The following is a 21958-nucleotide window of genomic DNA, read 5'->3' on the forward strand; positions in this document are numbered from 1 at the left end:
CCTCATTTTGTGAAAACGTTATGACAAAAACTATTTTTGAAAAATCACAATTTAAACAAAAGGCTTACAGCCTTCCTTATTCTTGGGAAAATTTAAAAGAATTCACTTTGCCTAAGAAGTTTTTAAGACAGACCTCTCTTCCGCTGCCTGAAGTTTCTGAGATTGATTTAACTCGTCATTTTGCAGTTCTTGCTAAACGTAATATGGGAATTGATACAAATTTCTATCCTTTAGGTAGTTGTACGATGAAATTGAATCCTCGGATCAATGAATGGTGTGCAAATTTGCCTAATTTTACTAGGGTTCATCCATTAGCTCCAGATCATACCATACAAGGTAATTTGCAAATCATTGACGAACTCATTCAAATGTTATGTAAAGTCAGCGGAATGACGGCAGGTTCATTGGTTCCTAATGCAGGAGCTCAAGGGGAGTTTGCTGGTATTCAAATGATTGCTGCCTACCATCATCATCACGGGGATTTTGAACGAGACGAATTACTTATTCCAGATAATGCTCACGGCACAAATCCGGCTACAGCAGCAATGGCAGGATTTAAAACAATTTCTTTAAGAACAAATGCTCAAGGGGATGTAGATATTGATCATTTGAAAAGTCTTGTTTCAGACAAAACAGCAGGGCTGATGTTAACAAATCCTAATACGCTTGGTTTGTTTAGTTCGGTAATTAAGGAGATAGCTGACATTGTTCATCAAGTTGGTGGTTTTCTGTATTACGATGGGGCCAATCTCAATTCCATTTTAAATGTTGCGCGGCCAGGAGACATGGGATTTGATGTGATGCATATCAATCTTCATAAGACATTTTCAACTCCTCATGGTGGAGGAGGTCCAGGGTCTGGACCTGTTCTTTGTGGAGATCTTTTAAAACCTTTTCTTCCTAATCCAAGAGTAGAAAAAGAGAATGATCATTATGTGGTCAAGTGGAAGGATTCGATGAGCATAGGACAAATAGCGTCTTTTCACGGTAACTTTGCTATTTATTTAAGAGCTTATTTGTATGCCAAATTGCATGGTCATTATGGGTTAAGAAAAATTGCTGAAGTAGCTGTTCTCAATGCTAATTATTTAAAAAAGAGAATCTCGAAGTTATTTAACATTCCATTTGAACAATTTTGCATGCATGAATTTGTAGTACAGGCCGATAACTACTTAGGAAAAGGAGTTAGGGCATTAGATATTGCGAAACGTTTATTAGATTACGGCGTGCATGCACCAACTGTTTATTTCCCTTTGATTATTAAAGAGTGTATGCTCATTGAACCGACAGAAAGTGAATCTAAAAACACTCTTGATCAATTCGTTTCAATTTTAGAAAGGATCGTAGCAGAGATTCACCAAGATCCCCAGACTATAATAAATGCTCCTCATCAACAATCCGTTAGCCGTCTAGATGAAGTGTTAGCAGCAAAAAGGCCTATTTTAAAACACCAAGCTGATTGATTTATGAGCCTTTGCTTCGCGTCAAATAGAGATATTTGATAAACATGCGGACTAGATAAATGAGAAGTGAAATGGTGGCAAAAATAAACAATCCTAAATAGATGAATTCAATCGGATGTTGATAAGATAAATGAAACAATAGCTGCCCATTTTCTCGGTCAATCAAGAATGATCCTAAGAGGACAATACCGAGGTAAAGTCCAAAAAATAAAAAACCCAGACCAAACGTCATCCAAATTTTTTCTCTGAAACCTCTTAGCAAATGACTTAAACGATATCTTTTTCCTTTAATTAAGAAAACTAAATAACGCATACTAGTGTAACTCATCAGTGTAATGATAATAAGCCCTAATAAAACGCCTATCCATTGACCCATATTTAAAGACATTTGAATACCTATGTATTTTTCATGATTATGAAAGAAGATTTATTTGAAAATCAAAGAAAAGATATGATTTTAGGTCAAGGTGCTATTTTGTTTGCGGGGTTGGCCAAAAAAATAGACAAATCTTTGTTATCTTCAGTACAGGAAATTACTCAATTAGCACCGTTTCGTCATATGAAAACATCTGGAGGATTTGATCTATCTGTCGCTATGACAAATTGTGGTTTGTTAGGATGGGTGACAGATGAAGCGGGTTACCGCTATCAATCCTTTGATCCTTTAAGCGGGCTTGTATGGCCAAAGATTCCACCTCTTTTTTTAGAACTTGCTTTAGAAGCTGCTGAAAGGGCTGGTTATTCTTCTTTTGTTCCTAGCGCTTGTTTGATTAATCGCTATGTTCCCGGAGCGAAAATGTCTCTTCATCAGGACAAAGATGAAGACGATTTGGATTCACCTATTGTTTCTGTTTCACTCGGCTTGCCTGCTACTTTTCAATTTGGAGGATTCAATCGTACCGATCCTCTCCAAAAATTATCACTTATACATGGAGATGTAGTTGTTTGGGGAGGTAAACTACGGTTGGCTTACCATGGTATTCTTCCTTTAAAAAGTGGGCATCATCATTTAACGGGATCGACGCGTATTAATTTAACATTTCGCAAAGTTTTTTAATTTTTTAGTTTCCGTGTAAATTATTTCGACGATTTTTTAAGCATCCATCAATCTCACAAAGAATCTATTTTTAATGCCTGTCTTGTTTGCTTTAGTTTAGGCCCATCATAATGACAACAGTTACCAGCGATCCTGGGAGTGATTTCAATAGTTTTAGCAATTTGGTTCAGTAGCAGAGGCTCACTAACCTTTAGGGCTTGTTATCATTGGAAAATTGCTTTTTTCTTAGTTAATCACTCTTTTTTGTTATACTTGCTATTAACACTCTGTTTAGAGCGTTTTAATAATAAATGAATTTTTAAAAGCACCAGAACATTTTTCATTGATTTGCCCTATCTAGGCTTAGTAAACTGAATGCATTCAGCCCTGACTAGATTTTGATTTAAAGTTCATTAACTTCAAGCTATTCAGAATGACAAGTAATGTTACCCCAACATCTGCAAAAATAGCTAAAGCTAAATTAGATATACTTAAGAGAGCAAGAATAATAAAAAGAATTTTCACGGACAAAGCAAAAGTAATATTTATTTTAATTGTAGAAAGGGTTTTTCGACCAAGTTTAATCAGATAAGGGATGAGAGATAAATTATCATTTAAAATGACGATAGAGGCAGCTTCTAATGCTGTATCGCTGCCAAGCGAACTCATTGAAATACCAACACTTGAAAGCGCTAGTGCAGGTGCATCATTGACTCCGTCCCCAAACATGGCAACTGTGCGATGCTCTTTCAATAATTCTTCGATAGCTTTTGATTTGTCTTGAGGAAGAAGGTTTGCTTTAACAACTTGAATCCCCACTTGTTGAGCGATAGAATGAGCAACATTTAAATGGTCTCCAGTTAACATAATAGGGTAAACTTGTAATTGTTTTAAATCGGCAATAAATTGCGCACTATCTGATCTGATTTCATCTTCCAGAACAATTATCCCTTCAACTTTTTTATGAGTACTGACTACAACAACCGTTTTTCCTTTTTTTTGATAGGCATCGATGAGATCTATAAAGTCTTGAGGCAGATGATGTTCTTCTAAAATGAATTCCAATTTTCCGATACAATGATGTTTATCATCGCAAATCAAGCAGTCCGCTTTGGCACCTTTCCCAATAAAACTTTCAAAGTTTTCGACAGGATGTGGGGTAAGTTTTTCTATTTGAGCGGCTTGAACTATACTTTGAGCGAGAGGATGTTCAGATAATTTTTCGATGCCAGCTGCACAACTTAAAAGTAATTCTTTAGAATGATTTCCAAAAGGAATCACATGAGTGACGATAGGCTGACCTTTTGTGAGGGTTCGGGTTTTATCAATTGCCATGGCATTCACTTGCCCCATAGCTTCGAGATATTTTCCTCCTTTGATTAAAGCTCCTTTTGAAGAGGCATGGCCGATTGCAGAAAAGATAGAAATAGGTGTTGAAATGACGAGTGCACAAGGACAAGCGATAACGAGAAGAGCTAAAGCATCTGCTAGTCCTTGATTAAAGGGTTGATGCAAAACTTGCCAGTTAAAGAATGTCCAAAAAGTCGCTAATAAAATCACAAAAGGGGTATAAAATTGAGAAAAAATTTCAATAAATTGTTGCGTTTTAGCTTTCTGCTTAGTGGCATGAAAAGTTAATTCTCGAATTTTTTCAATGGTTGAATCCGATGCGGTTTTAGAAACTTCCATTTCAATAAAACCTTGTTTGTTCAAACTTCCTGCAAATAGTTCATCTCCTGTGCGTTTATCTTTAGCCAAAGGCTCCCCTGTAATCGCTGATTCATCTACAAAAGAACTTCCTGATTTAACGATTCCATCTAGAGGGATCATTTGGCCCGGTTTAATTAAAACAACTGTTCCAATTTTGACTTGAGAAATATCTATAGGGAGCTCTTGATCTTTGATGAAGACCGTTTTTGGTATTTTATTGAGAAAGGAGTCGATAGCAGACTGACTTTTTGCAATGCCCACATCTTCTAATCTTTCTGCTAATGTAAATAAAATAATAACAATGGTTCCTTCAGGATATTCGCCTAAATAGAAAGCTCCTACAACAGCGATGAACATCAATAAGTTAATACTTTTAAAATTCAAATTAAACAACGCTTTTAAACCATGCCAAAGTGTTTCTCGCCCAAAAAAAAGAGTGAAGGTAAGAAAAAAAGGTAAGGCAATTTCTTTAGGAAGGTGAATGCCCCCTAATGAAAGAAATTCAAAGACAGCAATAAATAAGGTGCCTGCTATTAGCCATAAAATTTTGGGTTCATTCCACATAATTGATATCTCTGTATCGTTGTTTAGCTGCAAAAAGTTTATATAATGCTGGAAGAACTAAAAGAGTCAAAATGGTAGCGCTAATGATTCCTCCAATCACAACAGTTGCCAAAGGTTTTTGCACTTCTGCTCCCGTTCCTGATGCTAACGCCATCGGGATAAATCCAAATGAAGCGACTAAGGCTGTCATTAGAACGGGGCGGATGCGTTGAAGAGCCCCTTTTTTAATGGCTTTTTCAATGTGGCTTTCAGTATCACGGAGTTGATTAATTGAGGTAACTAAAACAAGCCCATTTAAAACAGCGATGCCAGAAAGAGCGATAAACCCAACTGCAGCAGAAATAGAAAAGGGCATGTTTCTTATCCATAGAGCCAAAATCCCTCCTGATAATGCTAAAGGAACGCTTGTAAAAACAAGTAAAGCATAACGGGCAGAGTTAAATGCAGAATAGAGAAAAATAAAAATTAACATTAAAGCAATTGGAATGACTATAAATAAACGATTGCGAGCTGAAAGGAGGTTTTCAAACTGTCCGCCCCAATCTAACCAATAACTACTTGGAATTTTGACTTTGTCTCGAATTTCCTGCTTCGCTTGTTCTACAAATGTTCCTAGATCCGATCCTCGAACATTGGCTTGAATGGTAATAAATCGTTTTCCATTTTCACGTCTGACTTCATTGAGGTTATTTTGAATATTTAAAGAAGCAACTTCACCAAGTGGAATATTTGAAAAATAAGCTTTTTTAGATTCCATTTTTAGGGGAATGGGTAGTTGACTAATTGTAGTAAGGTCTTCTCGTGATGAATCAGGAAGTTTTACAATAATATCAAATCGGCGATCTCCTTCAAATAACTGACCTGCTTTCCCTCCTCCTAAAGCAATAGAAACGACTTCTAAAATATCTGAAACATTTAATCCTAATCGACCTGTTGTCTCTCGATCAATTTTAATATCTAAAACCGGAAGACCACTCATTTGAGACACTTTTACGTCAGCAGCTCCTGGAATTCCTTTTAAGGCTTGGGAAATGCTCTCAGCCGTTTTTTCCAACAAAGAAAAATTATCTCCATATACCTTCACAGCTAAGTCGCTGCGAACCCCTGAAATTAACTCATTGAAACGCATTTCAATAGGCTGTGTAAATTCATAATTATTGCCAGGAACGAATTGAACAGATTGTTCAATTTTATGAATTAAATCTTCTTTAGTCAGTTCCGGATTAGGCCACTCTTCTCGCTTTTTTAAAATAATAAAAGTATCTGAAACATTGGGAGGCATGGGATCAGAAGCCATTTCAGCAGTTCCTGTTTTAGAAAATACGAATGAAACTTCTGGCAGTGTAAGAAGTGTTTTTTCTACGTCCTTTTGCATTTCTGTTGACTGGGATAATGAGGTGCTTGGAATACGCATAACATGCATGGCTAGATCTCTCTCATCTAAAGTAGGAATAAATTCTTCGCCAAGTCTGAAAAAAAGAATGAGTGAGATAAGAACAACTATTAAAGATGACAAAGTTGTGGCCAAGGGAAAATGCAACACTTTTTCGAGAACGGATTGATATATTTTTTTTATGAAATGAGCAAATCCCTTTTCATTTTCTTGCATGTTTCCTTTCACAAAAAGAGAAATCATTGTCGGCACAAATGTAAGGGAAAGGATAAATGCCGAAATTAAAGCCATAATTACTGTCATGGCCATCGGATAAAACATTTTTCCTTCTACCCCTGATAAGGTTAAAATAGGAACATAAACAGTGATAATAATAGCTTGTCCAATCACGGTCGGTTGAATCATTTCCTGGCTTGCGGCTAAAACCTCTTCAGTTCGTTCTTGTTTAGTTAAATCTCTATTGATGGTCTTTCTTTTGAGAGAAAGTCTTCTTAAACAATTTTCTGTAATAATAACAGCTCCATCAATAATAAGTCCAAAATCAATGGCACCAAGGCTCATTAGATTGCCACTGATTTGTGTGTGTACCATTCCAATCGCTGTCATCAACATAGATAAAGGAATGACCAAGGCAGTAATTAATGAAGCTCGGAAATGTCCTAAAAAAGCAAATAAAATCGCAATAACAAGAATGGCTCCTTCACTTAAGTTTTTCGCAACTGTATCAATGGTGGCATTAACAAGCTTTGTCCGATTGAGCACAGGAGTAATGATGACATCTGGAGGAAGCGTGCGAGTGATTTCAGAAAGTTTTTGTTCAACAGCTTGAGACACAGTGCGACTATTAGAACCTATTAACATGAGAGCGGTTCCAATAACTGATTCTTTGCCATTGTGAGTTGCACTTCCTGTGCGCATTTCTTTCCCAATTTTTACATCAGCAATATCTCGAATGCGAATGGGGATACCTTCTCGTGTGGTAACAACAATTGTCTCTATTTCCTTAGGGTTGTTTAATCTTTCATCTGATTTAACGAGTAATCCTTCTCCTAATTTTTCAATATAGCCAGGACTAATACTTAAATTATTTTTTTGTACGGCTTGAATAAGGTTATCAAAACTTAATCCCAATGCAATCATTTTTTCGATGTTGGGCTCAATGTGATATTGCAGAACATACCCTCCGATCGAATCGATTTCAGCTAATCCTGGGATGCTCTTCAGTTGAGGTTTAATGATCCAGTCTTGTATAGTGCGAAGATAAGAAGCTTTTTCTTCTTCATTTTTTAAAATTTGTCCTTCTTGGGTTCGATAAGAACCATCAACCATCCATCCTGCGAGTTTTCGATTCTCATTTTTTTCAGAACGAGGGATAAAATCAACTGTCCACATATAAATTTCGCCAAGTCCTGTAGAAAGAGGACCCATGTGAATTTCAGCACCTTCGGGAAGATTTTTAACCGCTTCATTTAATCTTTCATTAATCTGTTGCCTAGCAAAATAAATATTGACGTTATCATCAAAAATAGCTGTAACTTGAGAAAAACCATTTCGTGATAAAGATCTTGTCATTTGAAGACCAGGAATACCTGCTAAAGCTGTTTCAATCACATAAGAAACTTGCTTTTCTATTTGAACAGGAGATAAACCACCTAAAATGGTATTGATTTGAACTTGATTATTAGTAATGTCAGGTACAGCATCGATGGGTAATTTAAAAAAAGAAAAAATTCCATAGCAAGCTACTAAAGAAGTGAAAAGGATAACCTTAAGCGGATGAGATAAGGAATAGCGAAGGATTTTTTCAATCATCCCTAATCCTCATGTTCAGCTGAATTTTTTCCTAATTCAGCTTTTAATAGAAATGTTTTGTTTACAACATAGGATTCCCCAGGTTTTAAGCCAGAAAGAATTTCTGTATTTTTTCCATCACTTTGACCAAGCTGAACAATTCGCTTTTCGAATTCGTTTTTAGAACCGACAAATAAGATTGGTTGATCATCGATCATTTGAATCGCATCATTGGGAACTACGAGAGGACAGGGCAGTTGATCCGTTTCGATTAAAGCTTTGACAAAAACTCCCGGACGCCAATCTCCTGTTTGATTATCAAGTTCTGCAATCGCTTTAGCTGCAATTGTTTCATCTGCCACAATAGGACTGACATAAATGAGTCTAGCTTGCGCCGATTTATTTTCGCTAGGTATTGTAACGACAACCGATTGTCCAGCTTTCACTTTATACAAATCTTTAGGATAAATGCCAATTTCAACCCATACTTTAGAAAGATCAGCTACTTCATAAATGATATTTGTATTTTCTATGAATTCTCCTATTGTAATATGCCTCATGATTACTGTTCCATCGATAGGAGAGCGTATAGAGTAGAGTCTCAAATTAGGATCGCTTTGGACGGTTAATTCCTCTATTTCGCTTGAAAGTAAACCAAATGCTTGCAGTTTCTGTTTAACCAACTGAAGATTAATGAAAGATTCTTCATATCCATTCTTAGCATTGAGATAATCTTGCTCTGAAGAAACTTTTTCTTGAAAAAGCTTTTTTTCTCTTTTTAAGATCGATTGAGCTAATTTCTCGCAACTTAAAGCAGCCAGAAAAGCCGCTTTATAATCTGCCATGTCACTACTTTCTAAGATGGCCATTATATCTCCACGTTTGACTAAATGACCAAGGTTATAACTAGCCTCACGAGTAATCCCAGAAACTTTTGGAACGATATGAGCTAATTGATCGGGTTGAAGAATAATTTTTCCGGGTGTAGAAAGTGATAAAAAGAGGGTCCCAGCTCCTGCTTTTTTTATTCTGATACCAAGTTGTTTGATTTGATCTGTTGTCAAATAAACAGAATTTTCTTCGTGCTCTTCTTGAGAATGAGAAAATAACTGAACTGATGAAAGTAACACACACAGAATAAAATAACGGAAGGAGTTTCTGTTCATAAAGTTAATCCAGTTGACTGTTTAAATAGTCCATATCGGCACGTTTGGTGTGGTAATTGATTAATGTTTGAATATAGTTTTCTGTGATTTCAAACAATGTTCTTTGAGCATCTAATACGTCCAAATATTCGAATTTTCCTTCTAAATATCCTTTATGCGCTAATTCAAAAGCTTGTTTCGCTAAAGGAAGAGTTTTGCTTTGTATTTCTTGGGCTTCTAAGTAAGAGCGATTAAATTCTTCATGAATAATAGACAGTTTAGATTGGAGAGTAAGGGCTAGCAATCTTTTCTGATCATCAACTTTTAACATTTCAAAATAGGCTTCTGAGATGTTGCCTTGATTTTGGTTAAAAATGGGAATAGGGATGGATACTCCGGCAATTAATCCCTGATTTTTTTCTTCATAATTGATTTTATATCCTACTTGCATAGTCACATCGGGAATACGATTCGCTTTTTCCAATCGCCAATGATGTTTTGCATTTTGAAATTGATAGAGGAGTTGAGTAATTTCTGGTTGATTGCAAAGATCTTCAATGTAAGTTTGAAGATCTTTCGGCATTTCGAGGTCAAAAAAGGGAAATAAAACGGTTTTAAAGTCAGGACACGTTTCAGCCCAAAGCAAAGATAATCTTCGTTTGGCATTTTTTAAATCTATTTGAGCTTTTTCAGAGTTAATTAATGTTAGAGAATAAGCCACTTGTGCTTTATTTTGTTGGATTAAAGAAACTTTACCAGCCTCCACTTTTTTTGTGGCAATGTCTAGCATTTCTTTAGCAATTTGTGATTGTTGAATTGCGTTTTTTAAAAGTTCCTGGTTGGCAGCTACTTGTATGAAAGTGCGATGAAGACGATTTAGCAGGACAAGTTTTGAAATATCATAACCCACCATAGCTGCGTAATAGCGATAAGATGCAGCTTGCGTTCGTATTTGCCGTTTATCTCCGGTTTCAAATAATTGAGACCAAATATAGCTCTCTTCTCGATGATTCCAACCTTTCCAGGTGCGTCGACCAGAGAAGTTTTCGACTTCATAGCTCAGAACGGGACTAGGAGCGAGTTGGGCTTGTTTAACTAAAGAGTATTTAGCAGTGGATTCTTCTTTGGCAATTTGTAGTGAGGGTGAAGCAGTTAAAACGCGATATACGGCCTGATTCAAGTCTAAAATGGGGAGATTGCTTTCCCTATTTTCATCTACTTCGGCGTGTAAAAATGAAAGAGTGGGAAATACAAAAGTTCTCAACATGAAAAATAAAAAAAAAGGATATGATGCTAAAATTTTAACGAATTTGGAGAACATCTATCCTCTCTATTTGTTCACAACCCGAGTTTTTAAGCACGTCATTCCGAATAAGAAAGGCATACTCTTGTTAATTAATTTCTTCAACAAAATAGATTGAGACTAAGAATTTATTCGACAGAAAATTTTATCATTTTTGCCGTGTTGAAGATTTGTTAAGTACTTATCACAAATCCATACAAGCTTCAAGTCCATTATTTAATCAATTTTTAGGAAAAATTAAGCTTATTAATCATTCTACAAGCATTCCGTTTAATCTTTTCGTGAATCATACATATCATTAATTTGAATCTGAAATGCCCTGATCTGATTTTTTTTATCTAACATTGTAGAGTTTATGGTAAAATTTTTTTATTAAAAGCTATAACTAGGGAGTAAAAATGATCCAGAACGAACCAATTGGCTTTCGAGCTCAGAATGCCCAAACAACATTCATTGACACATCTGATAAACTCTGTGGGGTATCAGTGCCAGTTGAAATCGTTACTCATATTTTTACTTTTTTAACGGAAAATTCAAAAAATTTGCTTAATCTAAGGTCAGTTTGTTCGCGGTTTAAAGCAATCATCGAAACAGATGGCAATAAACGATTCTTCAAAATGAGCACTTCTAGGGATCCGCTATTTCAAAACAGTTCAAAAATTCCAAACTATCTCAGCAAATTCCTCTTACATCTAACCCCACTCTTAAGCTCTCAAGAAGGCTTTAATAGGTTATTAGTCCGCCCATCTTTTAAAGATCGTTTTGCTATAACTATTCTTAATCTATTCTTGCAAAAAGTTTTAAAAAATCCTGTTAGTTCAGCTGATAAACAAGCTTTACTAAAAAAAATCGATTACCTAAAAACCCGCCTTTTTATTCTCATAGAAACCAGCTCGACTTCCACAAGTTTTGAGTTGCAAGAAAAGCAAAACCAGGAAATCATCAATCCTCTTTTAAAATTATTTATCAAACTCGGAGTTGATCCAACAGCAATTAATTGCCAAACCGATCAGTCTTTGTTAAGAGAAATGGCCGCCTTACAAAATGCTGAAGGCATAAATATCATTTTGGAAGCTCTTAAAAACGAGAAAGTAACTGACAAAGAGCTAATCAAAAAGCTAAATACACATAATGCTGAAGGCATAAATATCATTTTGGAAACTCTTAAAAACAAGAAAGTAACTGACGAAGAGCTAATCAAAAAGCTAAATACACATAATGCTGAAGGCATAAATATTATTTTGGAAACTCTTAAAAACAAGAAAGTAACTGACGAAGAGCTAATCAAAAAGCTAAATACACAAAATGCAAAAGGCATAAATATCATTTTGGAAGCTCTTAAAAACAAGAAAATAACTGACGAAGAGCTAATCAAAAAGCTAAATGCACAAAATGTAAAAGGTATAAATATCATTTTGAAAGCTTTTAAAAATAAGAAAGTAGTTAACAAAGAGCTAGCCAAAAAACTAAACACGCAAGATACGTGGGGTGAAACTGTTCTTCATCATTTAGCAATGAGCGATGATATGCCTTATTTTAATCAAAATAAAATGGAAGAAACCTTGAGGTTATTGCTTGATCATGGTGCTGACTTATATGTGAAAAATTGGAGTGGAATGACGGCTCTTCGTTATTTTCAAACTGTAAAAGAATTTAAAAAAATCCTTAAGAATATTTCTCCTGATTATGAGATTCAAAAAAAATCAGAAAAACCTTCTAGCCAAAGTAATGAATTGCACGCAGCGATAAAACAAGGCAACAAGGATAAAATCAAAGAGCTCCTTGAAAAGGATAAACAACTTGTAGATTATCAAGGCTTCTGCGGGATAACACCTTTAATACGTGCTTTAAATTGCGGAGATTTAGAAATTATTAAGCTCATCCTTTCTTATAATCCTAATTTCTATGAAACTGGTGATGATTACACTATTTTTGATTATTGCGTAACCAGTAGAAGACTTAAAACAAAGGCTAAAGCTAATATTCTTAAAGAATTAATCCGCAGCGCTTCAAGAATTTGGTATAATGGTATTCCGCTTTCAAGAGGGGAAAAACGGGGATATTATACCCTCCTTAGTAGAGCAATTATAGATAATAGCGATCCTTTAGAACTCGTACAAGTGCTTTTACCCTATTATCGTGATGAAATAAATGAAAAACCCTACTTATCCATGGCAGCTTATGAAAATCAGATTGAAGTTGTTCGTTTATTAATAGAAGAAGGAGCTGAAATTAATTCTGAACAGCTCTATCTTGGCCATTCTCCCTTGTATTGGGCAGTCTTTAACAGAAATGTAGAGATGACAAGACTGCTTCTTGAGTTTGACAAAGATTCCCATGAAATGAATGCAAATCACGAGGACGGAAGGATTATCTTGCATGTTGCTACCACAAATATGCATCTGGAAATGATGGAATTTTTACTTTCTCAGGAAGGAATTAATCTTCATGCCCAAGATAAGCAAGGTCATACGCCTTTGGATATCGCTATAGAGTCAGAATATTATGAGGGTATCAAGCTACTGATTGAGCGTGGAGCTCAAATAAAGTTAACCGAGACATCAAAGATTTTAAGTGAAGAGAGGCCTCATTTTGATAAGCTTAGACAGTATTTATTATATGTATTCATCAAGAATAAAGATTTGGATTCCCTTCAATTACTTTTTAATAGCCCTTTCGATCTTCAGCTCACAACAATAGATGAAGAATTTGGTAAATCTCCTATTATGTACGCAAAAGAAATCGATCCTAAGATAGTGCAAATGATTTACAAACTAATTTTGAATAAATCAAATAAGAGTGGAAATTATTCGAATTAGTAAACGCCATTGCGTGAGATGAATTCTTTTATTTTGCTTGAGCATTGCTTTAATCATTACAAAAGGACTGATAGCTTCAATGAAGCTATCTACTCCTGCAGATATTTTTGAGCCGTCTTAACTCTTTATAGTTGGTTAAAAACTTCAAATCTTAATGGTAAAAGTTTAAATTAAGCTATGCAAGTTTGTTACTCGTGGAACATTTCTGATGCGTGGCTATCAAAACTCTTAAGATAACCAGTTTATAAAAGGCCTTGGTAAGTAAATCTCTTGTTGTTCAAACCGTCTCTGTACTTACGTTTAAAAATTTCAAGCATAAATCTCCTTAAAAACAAATCAGCGAAAGCTTATCTAGGTAAAATAGGCACTTTGAGACGCACAATCGGGCAGTTATCGGGTAAGCGCACAAAGGCTTGATTGCGAGACAAAAATTGAATATCAGTCTTGGTAATTAATTGTTGATACTGCGTTTGTTGATTTAAACTCACCCCATCTCGAATGTCATTGGCTCCATAAGACAGCCCTTTTTGATACTCTCTAATTTCTTGCTCCCCAAACATGTCGGCAAGACGACCTGCATGAAGGGGATTTTGTTCAGCAAAGACAATTTTGATGGCACAATTGCCGATCAACGTTTGCGTCACAGATGGCGGCCCATAAAATGCCTCTAATTAGAACGCCAGTTTAACGTAAGCTATCTTCGGGATATATTTTGAAGGGTCTTTGTTGAAAAAAGATCTCTTTTCTGTTAGAAGTTTTTGTTTTCCAGAACAATAACTAAGGAAAGAGGCCAAAATGAACGAGATAGAGATGATCAAGCTGTTTTGTCTTGTGGATGATTTTTCTAATCAATTTCACCAAATGTGTTCCCAAAAACAAATAGAGTAGACGAAAAGAAAAGTCCGCAAAAGAACTTTTAGAAGAACTTTAAGTAAAGTGCTAACGATTTTGCTTCTCTTTCATCGTTCCAATGACAGAACATTTAAACACTTTTACTTAAACCATGTAAAAATAACTTTAAAATATTTATTTCCTCATCTTGTTGGGTACTCAAGATTTGTTCAACTCACCTTTGAAGCATTGAACACCAAACTATCTGTGAAGGGATTTTATTGATGGACTCTACCGCATTAACGGTTTTCCTGCGTCAAACGTGCCTTTTCCCATCGTGTCTTTAAAGAGCCACGCTAAATGGGGAAAAACAACCGTTGGCTGGTTCTTTGGGTTTAAACTCCATCTTGTGATTAATCCTCATGCAGAGATTATCGCATTTAAGTTGATAACTGGCAATAGCGATGATCGTAAATCCATTCCAGAAATAGTAGAAGGGATGAAAGGAAAAGCATTCACGGCTAAAGGGTTTATTTCAGAAAAACTGACTCATACTTTAATACAAAAGGGAATTCATCTTTTCGCAAAAGTAAAGAAGAAGATGAAAAATCAATGGATTACATTAGTGGATAAACTCATGCTAAAAAAGAGGGCTATGATTGAAAGTGTGAATCATCTGTTGAAAAGTAGCCGTTAGATAAAACATCATCGGCGCCGAAGTCGATGGAACTTTCTTAGCCATCTGATGGCAGGTCTTGCTAATTATTGCTTGAATCCATCCAAGCTTCGACTGTTCTTTTCAAAGCCAGAAATGAAGCTGCTAGGCTCCTAAAATATTTTTGAGGGTTTCTTACGTTAAACTGGCGTTAAAATAAAGACAACAAATTGGAATCTTGGATTCAAGAAGCAGAAAAATTTAAGCGATTAATGGAAGTGAACAACAAAAGTGCGATATTTCAAAAGACATTTTCAATTCCAGTATGTTGTGTTTATAAAAATAAAGAAAAAATGCTTAAAGATTTAAGCGCTATTCTCATGAGCGTTAAAAAATTAAATGATCACAGTCTAATAATATGCTCTTTCTTATCCCCAAAAAGATGAAAATAGAGGAAACAGTATTTTATCTTAGAATAGATATCATTTTTTTGCCTAAACTGACAAAGAATTTTCGGAATAATGATGTGTCATATGTGAATAATAAGGTTGCTGAACGTTAACGACTGTAAATAAATGAATATGAAGATCAATTCCTGTTAGTTTAGTTTTTATTGAGACAAGCCCTTTTGTTAACAAACAAGCACATTGGCTGATAAATTCAAATATTTGAAATAAAACTTTAAAGATAGGTTGGGCAATGGCGATTAGCTTTAACAAAAAAGGCTTTTCTTGAGGAATTTTTTGATTGGTACGAGGACGTTTAACAGGATTTATAGATTCTAATGGCTCTTGTTGCGACGAAGATTCTGAATAAAAAGAGTGGGAATTATTCGAATTGATGTTGTTCATACACTTCTACCCTTTTTTGATGGCTTAAGAAAAATTCGCATGTCTCAAAATCTTTGTCAACTAAATTTTGATAAAAAGGATTATCAGCATATTGATGAAATAAACGCGATATATCCTCGATAGCCCGGTGATGAATTTTTGCAAAAACTTTAGCTGGTAACATTATTTTCCTTTTTTGTTCACTATCAATGATAGCCCAGGAATCAGATGGTAGATCAATGTAGTTTGCTTTATGAGTGACTAAACGAAAATTTTCCAATTCCGTTTTAGGCAATTGGCTGAGTAAACAATCCGCATAGTCATCTGGCAAAGGAAGCGAGTCTGGTTCGATTATTATTTTTAAGCTTATAAAATCATGTCCATAGGCCCTATTCAAGACCCAATTTGGCAAAAAATTAAATAATTCTCGACCAATACCATTTTCCACTAATTTAATACATTCTTGATATTCTCGGATGGCTTTTTCAGCAATTCGTGTAGTTTTATCAAGTTGTATTGCTAGTTCATTATCAAAACCTTTTGAGTCAGCAATCTCTTTGGATTGATAAAAATAAAATTTGTAAAGTTTATAACTGAGATAAACAGGAAGTTGCATCGACATATCTGTTAAAAATTGCATTTTAAGTAAAGAAGAAGGTGGAGAGCCTAAGTCATTGAAAAGTTTCTGTGCAGCAGCAGTAATTGTAGAATCAGGACAAGGAGAATTACCTTTCTCATCAATTTGAGTATTTTTACAAAACTCTATAGTTGAGCTAATAAAATTAACACAGAGATCGATTATCATATTCTTCCTCAATCTAACTTAGATATATATAATTTAAAAATGCAATATATTTTTTAAAAATTCCCATAAGCATTTTTTTAAGCGAAGTTTAAATGTTTTTTAACTTAAACAATTAGCTAATTTAAAAAGCATTTTACCTTTATGTAAAATAAAGTCAAAACCTGTAAAAAACAGGTTAAATTAATCAAATATTTTTTAATAATAAAATTTAATACCGTTTTTTTATATAAATTATTTTTTTTATCTAACTTACACTTTCGCATATCCTAAAATGGCATTTCACTTTACAGAATTGTTTCAAAAAAAATTAACATAATAAAAAAATCCATACTATTTACTGAAAAAAAGCAAAATAAATCAGAAAAAAAATTTTCAGAAGAATAAAGCGTGAAAATTTGGAAAAAGTTATTTCATTACGTCAGTCCTAAATGAATCCTGAATGAAAACTATTTTGAATGAGTGCTCAGTCATTTACTTCAATTATGTAGAGCAGATGCTAAAAACAAAAATTGGGGTTCATAATTAGCCAGAAATTGCACAAAGAAGAGAATAATTTAAATTAAAAGCAGTAAAGCTTGAAAAAGCTTATGATAAATTAACAGATCCTCTAGCAGCATTATTAATTGCTTCTGGCTGGATCTCATAGCGTTTTCGGCACTCCGTCTATTACGGAGCAAGAAACTAAATTTATTTAAAAAAAGCTTTAAAAAAAGCGTTACTTACAAAGTAGCTCTTATGATGAAAACTTTTGCCTTTGGCATAATTTGAAAGAATAGTTAAACAATTTTTTGTAAAAATGACAAATAATTCTTTGGACTCTTTTTAAGATAATTCTTATTTGCTTAACGTCAATGTTTCCTGAGAGGAAGAATCATCCGATAACGCCAATTCTTTTAAAGTTTGTTCAGAAGTAGCTTCTGGTGGCGAAGGATCAGCAAGCTTGATTCCAGTAAACCCCATAAATGCCATAGACATTAATCCTGACATGATAAAAGTAATCCCCATTCCTTTTAATTCGGGAAGCACATTAGATATCGCTATTTTTTCTCGAATAGCTGCAATCAAAGCAATGGCAAGCCACCAGCCTATAGCTGAACCGAAGACGTAAATAAGGTTAGGGAAAAAAGGATAATCTCGAGTCACTGCAAATAAGCAAGCTCCTAAAATCGCACAATTGACTGCAATGAGAGGAAGATAGAGTCCAAGCGACATATAAAGAGCGGGAGAGACTTTTTCAATAATGATTTCGAGGATTTGTGTAAAACCTGCAATCACAGAGATAAATAGTAGAAACTCCAAAAAACCGAGATTGACTTGAGAACTATCTATTCCGAATGCACTTAACCAGGTTAAAGCTCCCGGGCCTGTCACAAAACGATGCACAAACCAATTTAAAACTCCAGAAACTGTCAATACAAAAACAACAGCGACACCCAATCCATTAGCTGTTTTTAGTTTATTAGAGCAGGCTAAGTAGGTACACATTCCTAAGAAATTGACAAGTAAAAAGTTCTCAATAAATACAGCTTGTAATAATAAACCAAAAAGGTTTAGCACGCTGTAGGGTCCCATCCACATGATAAAGTCTCCTCTTTTTCAATAAATGGTATTAAGCATTACCTTGCATTTTTTTAGATACGTAAATGAGACCACCGATCAGAAAAAAAGCTGCCGGAGGACTAACCATCAGAACAAAGTTCTCATAGCCGTCAGGATTTGCTGCTGTGGCATACCATGATTGAGGAATAACTTGATAACCAAATAGTTGGCCAAATCCAAATAACTCTCTAATAAAAGCAATAATGAATAAGACAATGGCATAACCTGTTCCAGCACCTAACCCGTCTAAAAAAGCTGCTAAAGGCCCTACATTTTTCGCCATCCCTTCTGTTCTTCCCATCACAATGCAATTTGTAATGATCAATCCAACAAATACACTTAAAACTTTAGAAATACCAAAAAAATAAGCTTGTAAAAACTGATCAATAATAATGACAAAAACGGAAATAATGGCTAATTGAACGATCATGCGAACACTGTCTGGAGTAATTTTTCTCAGTAAGGAAACAAAAAGAGAGGAAAAAGCTGTGACAAATGATACTGAAAGCCCCATCGTAAGGGCAACACTTAATCGGTTGGTAATCGCTAAGGCAGAACAAATTCCCAAAACAGCTACTAAAACTTGGTTACTAGACCAAATTTGTGAGGTAAAATAACTCGAAACTGGAGGTTCGGGCTGGTTCATGAATTCCCTCTATTGTGATTGAATTTTAGCAAATTTATCTTGAGATTTAATTAAAAAAGGCCTGTAAGCTGCTAAGACATTTTTATATGCGTTTGTAACCCCATTACCGGTTAGTGTGGCTCCAGCCATACCATCTACTGCACTTAAAGCTTTGGGCGAATTTCCCAGAACTTCGCTGACTTTTCCTTTAACAACCGTAATTCCAAGTGTTGCGGTTTGAAAATCTGTTTTTCCATCAGCATTTTCTTGAAAAATGTGCTTACCTGGAAATTGGCTTTGCCAAGGAGCATCTGCAATATTTGCCCCTAAACCAGGAGTTTCTTTTTGATCATACCAAGAAATTCCAATGACTGTATTTCCGTCTGGCTTAATGGCTAAATAGCCATAAATTGCATCCCAAAGTCCCATTCCGTTCACCGGAATTACATAACCTTCAATCGGAGAGTTTTCATCTATATCTTTAGAATTTTTTTTGTTGGGGAAAATTTTGTAAATCAATTTCCATGGTTGTCTATAGTACCCTGTTTTACGGTATTGAGCCACATATTGAGATTCGTCAATTTTAGCTTCTTGGAAAGTTGTTATTTCCCCTTTAGAATTAGTTAAAAACGGTTGAATGCGATTTTTATAAATTTCTAAAATCTGTTCTCCAGTAGGGATGATTTCGCGATCAATTTGTTCTAAACTTCCTCCTGTTACGAATTTAGCAGGAAGAAATTCACCTTTCTCGTTTTGTATTAAAAAATATCCATAAGGGCTAATGATTCGAGCAGCAATAAGCATTTGTTTGCTTCGATCTAATTCTTTAGAAAGTTCTTGAGGGCCTTTTAAAGAACTAGCCAGTACTGACAAGATCAATGCACAGACCAAACTTAAGATAACCATGAAAATGAGCGTATATTGATTTTGGCTCATTCGAGGTTTTTGATTAGGCTCTGACACGTCGTAAACTCCTGTTCCTTTCATATTGGACTACATAATAATCGATTAAGGGAGCAAATACGTTAGCCATTAAGATCGCTAGCATAACTCCTTCAGGATAAGCGGGATTAATAGTTCGAATGACAATGGCAATCATTCCAGCAAATGCTCCATAAATCCATTTAGCTAACTTTCTAGAAGGCGAAGATACAGGGTCTGTAGCCATGAAAACGATCCCAAAAGCTAATCCACCTAAAAGCAAATGTTTATAGGCCGGAAATGTAAAAGCAGCTGGATTCCATGCTCCTCCCTCAGCTCCTAATAGACGTGTACCAAATTCAAAGAGTAATGCTGTCATAAAAGCTCCCAATGTCATACCTACCATAGTACGCCAAGAACCTACTCCTGTCCAAATTAGGAGAATAGCTCCTAAAATGCAGGCGAAAACAGAGGTTTCTCCCATGCAACCTAATTTATCACCTAAAAAGCAATGCCAGTCACTATTATGTCCAAGACCGTAGTTTAAGGAGGCAAAATGATAGGCATCTTCATAATTTCCTGATGCTAATCCTAATCCTCCATCCTGAAGAGGGGATGTGACAAATTGCCTAAGTTGATCAGATTCGAGTTGTGTTAAAGTGGCTTGATGTTGTCCGACTTCTTTCCATTGATTAAATTGTTTTTCAATGATAGGGAAGGAATGAACTTGATTTCCTAAATCCTTGGAAGCAATGGCGTCTACATGAATGCGTTTGATCTCTGGAGTTACATTAAATCGAGCAAGATGTGTCGCTTGACTATAGCCATCTAAACTTCCTGTGTGAGCATCTTGATTCATTTTAAGTAAACTTTCACGTACCAATGTAGGATTTGTTCCAACCCAAACATCACCGGACATTTTTCCAGGAAAGGTGAAGAATAAAAAAGCTCGGCAAGCCAGAGCGGGATTTACGATATTCATACCCGAACCACCAAAGACTTCTTTTCCTAAAATGACTCCTGCTGCTACCCCGACTGCCACCATCCAATAAGGGATTGTAGGAGGAAGAATTAATGCGTATAGAATACCCGTGACTAGAAGTCCTTCTGTGATTTCATGACCTCTTAGAATAGCAAATAAAGCTTCACATAATCCACCCACGGCATATGAAATAAAAATAATGGGAAGTAATGTTATCAGCCCTATTTTGATAATGGTTAAAAAACGATTATCTTTCAAAGCGAAGTCTATGTAGCCTTGTAAAGAATTAGATCCTGATAAATATTCATTCATCAGTTTAAAATCACCACTTGTATAAATGAAATTTTGCAAACCTGTATTCCAAATTGCCACTAAGAGACAGGGCATGAGAGAAAAAATGACGATCATCATCCAACGCTTAATATCTACCGCATCGCGGATATGAGGTCCTTTCTTCGTATTTAAAGGAGCTTCGTATAAAAAGGTATCTGTCGCTTCAATTAAAGGACGTAATTTATGTAGGGGTTTTCCTTTTTCGGTCAAAGAAAGTTGATAATCTAACAGTCGTCTTAGCATTCGCGCATCCTTCTAATCTTTAACAATATAAGTATAAAAATTGTTTTTAGATTGCATACATTGGTGTGTTTTGAGTTTCAAAACTTCTATTGTACTTTGTGTCAGGCTATCAAATTAGCTGGATCTTGCAAATAAAAAAATAATGAACAGCAATACGAAAATTATAACGATTGTTTTTCGTGTTATATTAGATCGTAAAAAATCTTTAAAAATTCTTATTTGTTAAAATTTTTGAATGAGGGAAATTTATTTTTGGGATGAATTTATTCAATAATAGGCAAAATTTGATAGTGGATAGTTGCGGTGGTAGATTTATAAGGAAAAGGGCAAATGACTTTATATGGAAGACCTGTTGAAACTTGATAAGTAAAATAAACAAGTTGATTCGATTCAATTTTAGGTTTGTGCATGATAGAAACATCAAAGATTTTATAATCTGTTAAGCGATGTTCAAAAAAAATAGTGGGTTGAGCGCGTTCGAGTTCAATGCGCTCTTTGTAACTATTTTGATATGTTTTAATACATTCAATATATTCAAATTCTCCTCCTTTCCACAAAAAATTTGAAAGTTGTGCAAAAGAAACTAAATGGAGAGGGTCTGAAAGTTCAGGTAATGCTTCCACTAAAAGCCAGATGTGAGGATAAAGTCGATCCTGATATTTAATAACTGGTAAATTTTCATTCCAACTTAGACAAACTGTGTAAGGACCAATAACCAGATTTTTTGGTGGTAAATTCATATGCTTTCTTTGCTGTTGCTATTTGCTATTACATTCAACAATATGGAATGTGATCTTTCCCTTCAATTTTTTTATCTTTTGTAAACAATTGTTTCCTGCATTTGATCAACCTCTATTGAGTGTTAGTGGTAAATAAGTTACACTAATCTTTTTTTTCAATCACTTGAACG

General features: G+C 35.0%; 16 protein-coding genes and 2 pseudogenes. 5 read left to right on the forward strand and 13 right to left on the reverse strand.

All coding sequences use genetic code 11. The features are described 5' to 3' along the window. Positions 1 to 20: 20 nt before the first annotated feature. Complete coding sequence (gcvPB, locus tag TY19_RS06225) at positions 21 to 1463, forward strand: aminomethyl-transferring glycine dehydrogenase subunit GcvPB (RefSeq protein ID WP_042281038.1); 1443 nt, start codon at positions 21 to 23, stop codon at positions 1461 to 1463. Position 1464: 1 nt separating this feature from the next. On the opposite strand, the gene TY19_RS06230 is transcribed toward gcvPB, so the two are convergent. Beyond that, positions 1465 to 1851 carry a hypothetical protein gene (locus TY19_RS06230; protein ID WP_042281040.1) on the reverse strand — a complete coding sequence of 129 codons (387 nt, stop codon included), beginning with the start codon at positions 1849 to 1851 and terminating at the stop codon, positions 1465 to 1467. Between the two features lie 27 nt (positions 1852 to 1878). Between TY19_RS06230 and alkB the strand changes: the two genes are divergently transcribed. Further along, positions 1879 to 2520, forward strand: coding sequence for a DNA oxidative demethylase AlkB (gene alkB, locus TY19_RS06235; protein WP_445082250.1), 642 nt, complete (start codon positions 1879 to 1881; stop codon positions 2518 to 2520). Positions 2521 to 2880: 360 nt separating this feature from the next. Here the strand turns inward: alkB and TY19_RS06240 are convergent, their stop codons facing one another. Genes TY19_RS06240 through TY19_RS06255 form a run of 4 tightly spaced genes read right to left on the reverse strand, consistent with a single transcriptional unit; the run spans position 2881 to position 10423 of the window. Then, complete coding sequence (locus TY19_RS06240; protein ID WP_042281046.1) at positions 2881 to 4773, reverse strand: heavy metal translocating P-type ATPase; 1893 nt, start codon at positions 4771 to 4773, stop codon at positions 2881 to 2883. Continuing rightward, positions 4763 to 7978 (reverse strand): efflux RND transporter permease subunit, encoded by a 3216-nt coding sequence (locus tag TY19_RS06245; RefSeq protein ID WP_042281048.1) that lies wholly within the window; start codon positions 7976 to 7978, stop codon positions 4763 to 4765. Before TY19_RS06245 ends, TY19_RS06240 begins: the two co-directional genes overlap by 11 nt. Before the next feature lie 2 nt (positions 7979 to 7980). Next, positions 7981 to 9123, reverse strand: a complete 1143-nt coding sequence (locus tag TY19_RS06250) for an efflux RND transporter periplasmic adaptor subunit (protein ID WP_042281049.1) — start codon at positions 9121 to 9123, stop codon at positions 7981 to 7983. A 4-nt stretch (positions 9124 to 9127) separates the two neighbouring features. Beyond that, a complete protein-coding gene (locus tag TY19_RS06255) occupies positions 9128 to 10423 on the reverse strand; it encodes a TolC family protein (RefSeq protein ID WP_052354821.1) in 1296 nt (431 codons plus the stop codon). A 380-nt stretch (positions 10424 to 10803) separates the two neighbouring features. Between TY19_RS06255 and TY19_RS26845 the strand changes: the two are divergent. Continuing rightward, positions 10804 to 10989, forward strand: a pseudogene (locus TY19_RS26845) (F-box-like domain-containing protein); the annotation flags it as partial. A 432-nt stretch (positions 10990 to 11421) separates the two neighbouring features. Further along, positions 11422 to 13224 (forward strand): ankyrin repeat domain-containing protein, encoded by a 1803-nt coding sequence (locus TY19_RS06260; protein ID WP_226988492.1) that lies wholly within the window; start codon positions 11422 to 11424, stop codon positions 13222 to 13224. Positions 13225 to 13571: 347 nt separating this feature from the next. On the opposite strand, the pseudogene TY19_RS06265 reads toward TY19_RS06260, so the two are convergent. Continuing rightward, positions 13572 to 13883, reverse strand: a pseudogene (locus TY19_RS06265) (type IV secretion system DNA-binding domain-containing protein); the annotation flags it as partial. 494 nt (positions 13884 to 14377) lie between these two features. Here TY19_RS06265 and TY19_RS06270 point away from each other — a divergent pair. Further along, on the forward strand, positions 14378 to 14752 hold the full coding sequence (locus TY19_RS06270) for a transposase (RefSeq protein ID WP_052354822.1): 375 nt from the start codon (positions 14378 to 14380) through the stop codon (positions 14750 to 14752). Positions 14753 to 15204: 452 nt separating this feature from the next. On the opposite strand, the gene TY19_RS06280 is transcribed toward TY19_RS06270, so the two are convergent. From TY19_RS06280 to TY19_RS06310, 7 genes are all read right to left on the reverse strand, one after another. Then, positions 15205 to 15561, reverse strand: a complete 357-nt coding sequence (locus tag TY19_RS06280; RefSeq protein WP_042281060.1) for a hypothetical protein — start codon at positions 15559 to 15561, stop codon at positions 15205 to 15207. Beyond that, a complete protein-coding gene (locus TY19_RS06285; RefSeq protein ID WP_042281063.1) occupies positions 15539 to 16345 on the reverse strand; it encodes a hypothetical protein in 807 nt (268 codons plus the stop codon). The genes TY19_RS06280 and TY19_RS06285 overlap by 23 nt, the downstream gene beginning before the upstream one ends. Before the next feature lie 834 nt (positions 16346 to 17179). After that, positions 17180 to 17923 carry an NADH:ubiquinone reductase (Na(+)-transporting) subunit E gene (nqrE, locus tag TY19_RS06290; RefSeq protein WP_042281065.1) on the reverse strand — a complete coding sequence of 248 codons (744 nt, stop codon included), beginning with the start codon at positions 17921 to 17923 and terminating at the stop codon, positions 17180 to 17182. A gap of 31 nt (positions 17924 to 17954) precedes the next feature. Then, a complete protein-coding gene (locus TY19_RS06295; protein ID WP_042281068.1) occupies positions 17955 to 18590 on the reverse strand; it encodes an NADH:ubiquinone reductase (Na(+)-transporting) subunit D in 636 nt (211 codons plus the stop codon). A 9-nt stretch (positions 18591 to 18599) separates the two neighbouring features. After that, entirely contained in the window at positions 18600 to 19532 is a 933-nt protein-coding gene (locus tag TY19_RS06300) for a Na(+)-translocating NADH-quinone reductase subunit C (RefSeq protein ID WP_079979250.1), read from the reverse strand. Next, positions 19519 to 21048, reverse strand: a complete 1530-nt coding sequence (locus TY19_RS06305; protein ID WP_042281070.1) for a Na(+)-transporting NADH-quinone reductase subunit B — start codon at positions 21046 to 21048, stop codon at positions 19519 to 19521. Before TY19_RS06305 ends, TY19_RS06300 begins: the two co-directional genes overlap by 14 nt. A gap of 263 nt (positions 21049 to 21311) precedes the next feature. Next, on the reverse strand, positions 21312 to 21788 hold the full coding sequence (locus TY19_RS06310; RefSeq protein WP_042281071.1) for a hypothetical protein: 477 nt from the start codon (positions 21786 to 21788) through the stop codon (positions 21312 to 21314). Positions 21789 to 21958 lie beyond the last annotated feature (170 nt).

The organism is Candidatus Protochlamydia sp. R18, from assembly GCF_000648255.1.
In the GTDB taxonomy this organism is placed as follows: Bacteria; Chlamydiota; Chlamydiia; order Chlamydiales; family Parachlamydiaceae; genus Protochlamydia; species Protochlamydia amoebophila.